The organism is Streptomyces sp. M-16 (genome assembly GCF_052114405.1).
In the GTDB taxonomy this organism is placed as follows: domain Bacteria; phylum Actinomycetota; class Actinomycetes; order Streptomycetales; family Streptomycetaceae; genus Streptomyces.
In genome coordinates this window covers 1-7,088 of the sequence record NZ_JBFRER010000204.1, presented here as the reverse complement: position 1 = coordinate 7,088, position 7,088 = coordinate 1, and the positions used below count along the sequence as shown (strand labels likewise).

Here is a 7,088-nt window from a genome sequence, read left to right as displayed (position 1 = left end):
GTGGCGGCACAGCTGGCCGAGCGGGGTCACAAGACCAAGCGCCTCACGGTCTCGCACGCCTTCCACTCCCCGCTGATGGAGCCGATGCTGGAGGCGTTCCGCGAGGTCGCGCAAACCCTCACCCACAACGCCCCCTCGGTTCCGGTCGTGTCCACCCTCACGGGCGCACGGATCACCGAGTTCACGGCCGGCCACTGGGTCGAGCACGTACGGGCCGCCGTCCGCTTCGGCGACGTCCTCGCCCACCTCGCCGAGGAGCAGGGCGTCGCCCACTTCCTGGAGCTGGGCCCGCAGGGCGTCCTCGCCGCCATGGCGGGGGAGTCCCTGCCGGCGGACTTCGCCGGACTCCTGACGCCCGCGCTCCGCAGGGACCGCCCGGAGCCCGAGGCCTTCCTCGGCGCCCTCGCCGAGGCCTGGACCCGCGGCCTCCCCGTCGACTGGACGCCCCTGCTGCCCGGACGCCGCGTCGGCCTGCCCACGTACCCCTTCCAGCGGCAGCGCTACTGGCCCGCCACGACGGCCACCGGCGACGTGGCCGCCGCCGGTCTGGGCCCGGCCGACCACCCCCTGCTCGGCGCCATGGTCACCCTCGCCGAGGCCGACCAGGTGCTGTTCACCGGCCGGCTCTCCCTGCGCACCCACCCCTGGCTCGCCGACCACGCCGTCATGGGCACCGTGTTCGTCCCCGGCACCGCCTTCGTGGAACTGGCCGTCCGCGCCGGCGACCAGGTCGGCTGCGCCCGCCTCGACGAACTGACCATCGAGGCACCGCTGGTCCTCCCCGAACAGGGCGCGGTCCAGCTCCAGGTCGCCGTCGGACCCGCGGACGCGGACGGACGGCGCTCGCTGACCTTCCACTCCCGGCACGCCGACGAGCCGTGGACCCGGCACGCCGGCGGCACCCTGATGGCCGACCCCGCCCCGGCCCCCACCCCGCCCGCCGACCCCGGCCTGAGCGAATGGCCCCCGGCGGGCGCCGAACCGATATCCGTCGACGGGCTCTACGAGCACCTCGTCGAGGTCGGCTTCGGCTACGGCCCGGCCTTCCAGGGCCTGCGGGCCGCATGGCGCCGCGGCGAGGACGTGTTCGCCGAGGTGCGGCTGCCGCAGGAGACCGAGGCGTCCCGCTACGGTCTGCACCCCGCCCTGCTGGACGCCGCCCTGCACGCCGTCGGACTCGGCGACTTCGTCGCCGACGGCGCCGCCAGCCTCCCCTTCTCCTGGCGCGGTGTGACCCTCCACGCGGCCGGCGCCCCGGCGCTGCGCGTACGGCTGTCACCGGCCGGCCCCGACACCGTGGCCCTGGAGGCCGCGGACCAGACCGGCGCCCCGGTCGCCACCGTCGAGGCCCTCGCCCTGCGCCCGGCCGCCGCGCAGCGCACGCACCGGCACCGCGACTCCCTGTTCCGCGTCGACTGGACCGCCCTGCCCCGGACCGCGGCCGGGGCCACACCCGCGGAACCCGCCGACGCGCGGCCCCACTGGATCGCCTCGGCCGCCGACCTGGCCGCGCTTCACACCGTCCCGGACGCCGTCTTCGTCCGCTGCCCGCACACCGACGACCTGGTCGCCGACGCGCACTCCGGCACGCACCGCGTCCTGGAACTCCTCCAGGCGTGGCTCGCCGAGCCCCGGTACACCTCGTCGCAGCTGGTCCTCGTCACCCGCGGTGCGCTGGCCGTGCGACCCGGCGAGGAGGTCCGCGACCTCGGCCAGGCGCCGCTGTGGGGCCTCGTCCGGTCGGCGCAGGCCGAGAACCCGGGCAGCTTCCGCCTCATCGACACGGACGACGACACCGACACCGACACGGACACCGAGACGGACACCGACGCCGACACCGACGCCGGCCCGAACGGAGCCCTGACCGCCGCCCTGGCCCTCGACGAGCCGCAACTCGCCCTGCGCGACGGCCGCTTGTACGCCCCCCGGCTGGCCCGCGTCCCCGCCCCCGCCGCGCCCCGGGAGTGGAACCCCGACGGCACCGTCCTGATCACCGGCGGCACCGGCGGCCTCGGCGCCCTGCTCGCCCGCCACCTGGTGGCCGAGCACGGCGTACGCCACCTCGTCCTGGCCGGCCGGCGCGGTCCGGCCGCCGAGGGCGCCGCCGAACTCGCCGCCGAACTCACCGGGTCCGGCGCCCACGTCCTGATCGAGGCCTGCGACGTCGGCGACCGCGCCGACCTGGCCCGCCTGCTCGCCCGGATCCCCACCGGACACCCGTTGACCGCGGTGGTGCACGCGGCCGGCGTCCTGGACGACGGGGTGATCGGCTCGCTGGCCCCCGAACGGCTGGACACCGTACTGCGCCCCAAGCTCGACGCGGCCTGGCACCTGCACGAGCTGACGCGGGAGGCGGACCTGTCGGCCTTCGTCCTGTTCTCCTCGGCCGCCGGCGTCTTCGGCGCCCCCGGCCAGGCCGGATACGCCGCCGCCAACGCCTTCCTCGACGCCCTCGCCCAGCACCGTGCCGCGCAGGGCCTCAGCGCCGTCTCCCTCGCCTGGGGCCTGTGGGCGGAAGGCGGCGGCATGGGCGGGCGCCTGGCCGGCAACGACCGCCAGCGCATCACCGGCTCCGGCGTCGCCGCCCTGTCCGCCGCCGAAGGACTCGAACTCTTCGACCTCGCCGGCGGCCTCGACGAGCCCCTGCTCGTCCCCGCCCGCCTGGACCTCACCCCGCCGCCCGGCGCCGCGGCCCGCACCGCGACGCCGCCCGCCCTGCTGCGCGGCCTGGTGCGCGGACCGGCCCGCCGGGCGGCCGCGTCCGCCCCTGCCACCCCCCGTACCGAGTGGACCGAACGGCAGATCGCCGAACTCGTCCGCACCCACGTCGGTTCCRTACTCGGCCACGCGACGGCCGGGGCGATCGACCTCGGCCAGACGTTCACCGAGCTCGGCTTCGACTCCCTCACCGCCGTCGAACTGCGCAACCGGCTCACCACCGAGACGGGCCTGCGGCTCTCGGCCACGCTGATCTTCGACTACCCCACCCCCGCCGCCCTCGTCGAACACCTGCGCGCCGGGCTGACCGAGGCCGCGCCGGACACCGCCGCCGCCGTGCCCGTCGCCGCCCCGGGCGCCGACGCCGACGACCCCATCGCGATCGTCGGCATGAGCTGCCGCTACCCCGGCGGGGTCCGCTCGCCCGAGGACCTGTGGAACCTGGTCTCCGCCGGCGGAGACGGCATCGCGGCGTTCCCGACCGACCGCGGCTGGGACCTCGACGGCCTCTTCGACGCCGACCCCGACGCGGCCGGCCGCTCGTACGTCAGCGAAGGCGGCTTCCTCTACGACGCCGCCGAGTTCGACGCCGGCTTCTTCGGGATCTCGCCCCGCGAGGCCCTCGCCATGGACCCCCAGCAGCGGCTCCTCCTCGAAACCGCCTGGGAGGCCTTCGAACGCGCCGGCATCGACCCCACCTCCGTCCGCGGCACCGCCACCGGCGTGTTCGCGGGTGTCATGTACCACGACTACGCCTCCCTCCTGGGCGGCGGCGAGGTGCCCGAGGGCATCGACGGCTACCTCAGCACCGGCAACGCCGGCAGCGTCCTGTCCGGCCGCATCTCCTACGTCCTCGGGCTGGAGGGACCGGCCGTCACCGTCGACACCGCCTGCTCCTCCTCGCTGGTCGCCCTGCACCTGGCCGCCCAGGCCCTGCGGGGCGGCGAGTGCACCATGGCCCTGGCCGGCGGTGCGACCGTGATGGCCACGCCCAACACGTTCGTCGAGTTCTCCCGCCAGCGCGGCCTGTCCTTCGACGGCCGCTGCAAGTCCTTCGCGGCGTCCGCCGACGGCACCGGCTGGGGCGAGGGCGCGGGCATGCTCCTGCTGGAACGCCTCTCCGACGCCCGCCGCAACGGCCACCGGGTCCTCGGCGTCATCCGCGGCTCCGCCGTCAACCAGGACGGCGCCTCCAACGGGCTCACCGCCCCCAACGGCCCCTCCCAGCAGCGCGTCATCCGCCAGGCCCTCGGCAACGCCGGCCTGACCGTCGGCGACGTCGACGCCGTCGAGGCCCACGGCACCGGCACCAGGCTCGGCGACCCCATCGAAGCGCAGGCCGTCCTCGCCACCTACGGGCAGGGCCGCCCCGACGGCCGGCCCCTGTGGCTCGGCTCCCTCAAGTCCAACATCGGCCACACCCAGGCCGCCTCCGGCGTCGGCGGCGTCATCAAGATGGTCCAGGCGATGCGCCACGGCGTCCTGCCGCGCACCCTCCACGTCGACGAGCCCACCCCGCACGTCGACTGGGAGGCCGGCGACGTCCGCCTGCTCACCGAGCCCGTGCCGTGGCCGGAGACCGGGCGCGCCCGCCGCTCCGGCGTGTCCTCGTTCGGCGTCAGCGGCACCAACGCCCACGTCATCGTCGAACAGGCCCCCCTCGACGACGTCACCGGAGCACGGCCCGCCGGCCCGCCGTCCCCCGAACAGGGCACCGCCCTGCCCTGGGTGCTGTCCGGCAAGACCGACGACGCCCTGCGCGACCAGGCCCGCAACCTCCTCGCCGCCCTGGACGGCCTCACCGCGCAGCGCGCCCCCGACGACGACGGCGCCCCCCACCACCCCCTCGCCGACATCGGCCGCTCCCTCGCGTCCTCCCGCGCCGCACTGGAGCACCGCGCGGCCGTCGTCGCCGACGACCCCGCCGCCTTCGCCGCCGCCCTGGCCGCCCTCGCCGCCGGCGAGCCCTCCCCGCACCTGCTGCGCGGCTCGGCGCGCACCGCCGCGAAGGCCGTGTTCGTCTTCCCCGGCCAGGGCTCGCAGTGGGCCGGCATGGCCCACGAACTGCTCGACGCCTCCCCGGTGTTCGCCGACCGGCTGGACGCCTGCGAGCGCGCCCTGGCGCCCTACGTGAACTGGTCGCTGCGCGAGGCCCTCGCCGACGAGGCCGCCCTGACCCGAGTCGACGTCGTCCAGCCCGCCCTGTGGGCCGTGATGGTCTCCCTCGCCGCGCTGTGGCGCTCCCACGGCGTGGAACCGGCCGCCGTGGTCGGCCACTCGCAGGGCGAGATCGCCGCCGCCTGCGTCGCCGGGGCGCTCACCCTCGACGACGCGGCCCGCGTCGTCGCCCTGCGCAGCAAGGCCCTGCTGGCCCTCTCCGGCCGCGGCGGCATGGTCTCCCTGCCGCTGTCCCGGGAGGAGGCCGCCGCGCACCTGGGCGAGCGGCTGTCGCTCGCCGCCGTGAACGGCCCCCGTTCCGTCGTGGTGTCCGGCGACCCGGAAGCACTCGACGCGGTGCTCGCCGCGGTCGAGGGCGCCCGCCGGATCCCCGTGGACTACGCCTCCCACTCCGCCCACGTGGAGGAGATCCGCACCGACGTCCTGGACGCCCTCGCCGGCATCACCGCCCGCCCCGCCGAGATCCCGTTCCTGTCCACCGTCGACGCCACCTGGCTGGACGGCACCGAACTCGACGAGCGGTACTGGTACCGCAACCTCCGCCAGAGCGTCCTGCTCGCCGACGCCACCGAAACCCTCCTGCGGGCGGGCCACGGCGTGTTCATCGAGGTCAGCCCGCACCCCGTCCTCGTCCACGGCCTGCCCGACACCGCGCTGGGCTCCCTGCGCCGCGGCGACGGCGGCCCCGGCCGCTTCACCGCCGCCCTCGCCGAGGCCCACGTCCACGGCGTCGCGGTGGACTGGGACACCGTCTTCGCCGGAGCCGGCCGCGTCGACCTGCCCACGTACCCCTTCCAGCGCGAGCGGTTCTGGCTGGAGGGCGCCGAAGCCTCCGGCGACATGGCCTCGGCGGGCCTGGAGGGGGCCGATCACCCGCTGCTCGGTGCGGCGGTGACCCTCGCCGCCTCCGACGACCACCTCTTCACCGGCCGCCTGTCGCTGTCCGCGCAGCCCTGGCTGGCCGACCACGCCGTCGCCGGCACGGCCCTGCTGCCCGGCACCGCCTTCGTCGAACTGGCCCTGCACGCCGGCCTGCGCACCGGCCACCCCCACCTGGAGGAACTGACACTGGAGGCCCCGCTGGCGCTGCCCGAACGGGGCGCCGTGCAGGTCCAGCTGGCCGTCGGCCCCGCCGACGCGGACGGCCGCCGCACCGTCACCACGTACGCCCGCTCCGCGCAGGAGACCGGCGAACCCTGGACCCGGCACGCCACCGGCATCCTCTGTGCCACCCCGGCCACCGCCCCGGCCCCCGCCGGCGGCGGCACCTGGCCCCCCGCCGGCGCCGAACCCGTCGACCTGACCGGCTTCTACGACCGGCTCGCCGACGCCGGCCTCGGCTACGGGCCCGCCTTCCAGGGCCTGCGCGCCGCCTGGCGGCTCGGCGACGAGGTCTGCGCCGAGGTCGCCCTCGACCCCGAACGGCAGGAGGCCGCGGGCCGCTTCGGCCTCCACCCGGCCCTCCTCGACGCCGCCCTGCACGCCGTGGGCCTCGGCTCCTTCCTCGACGGTCCCGGCGTCCGCCTGCCGTTCTCCTGGAACGGGGTCCGCCTGCACGCCGGCGGCGCCCGCGCCCTGCGCGTCCGGCTGAGCCCGGCCGGCGGCGACGCGGTCGCGCTCACCGTCACCGACACGGCCGACCGCGCGGTGGCCACCGTCGACTCACTGGCGCTGCGCCCGGTCGCCACCGGCCACCTCGCACACCGCGACACCCTCTTCGCCCTGGACTGGGCGGCGGCGGCCGCAGCGGGCGAGCCCCTGCCCGCGGGCAGGGCGTACGAGGTGGACACCTCCGACGGCGTCCGCCCCGCCCTGGGCCGGGCCCTGGAAGCCCTCCAGGGGTCCCTGGCCGACGCCGGGGAGGACCGCCTGGTCCTCGTGACCCGCGGCGCGGTCGGCGAGGACGTGCGCGACCCGGCGGCTGCGGCCGTGTGGGGTCTGGTGCGCTCGGCCCAGTCGGAGCACCCCGGCCGCTTCCACCTCCTGGACCTGGACGAGGACGCCGACCCGACGCCGTACCTGACCTCCCCGGAGCCGCAGCTCGCGGTGCGCGGGGGAGCGGCCCGGGTCCCGCGCCTGCTCCGGGCCCGGCCCGAACCGAACGGGGACGGGCTGTCCTTCACCGAGGGCGGCACGGTCCTGGTCACCGGTGGCACCGGCGTCCTGGGCCGCGCGGTCGCCCGCCACCTCGT

1 protein-coding gene is annotated in these 7,088 nt (G+C 76.9%); it reads left to right on the top strand.

Annotated elements, in window-relative coordinates:
- Nucleotides 1–7,088 (top strand): SDR family NAD(P)-dependent oxidoreductase (locus AB4039_RS40640; RefSeq protein ID WP_442273145.1); only part of this gene is annotated, 7,088 nt, incomplete at both ends.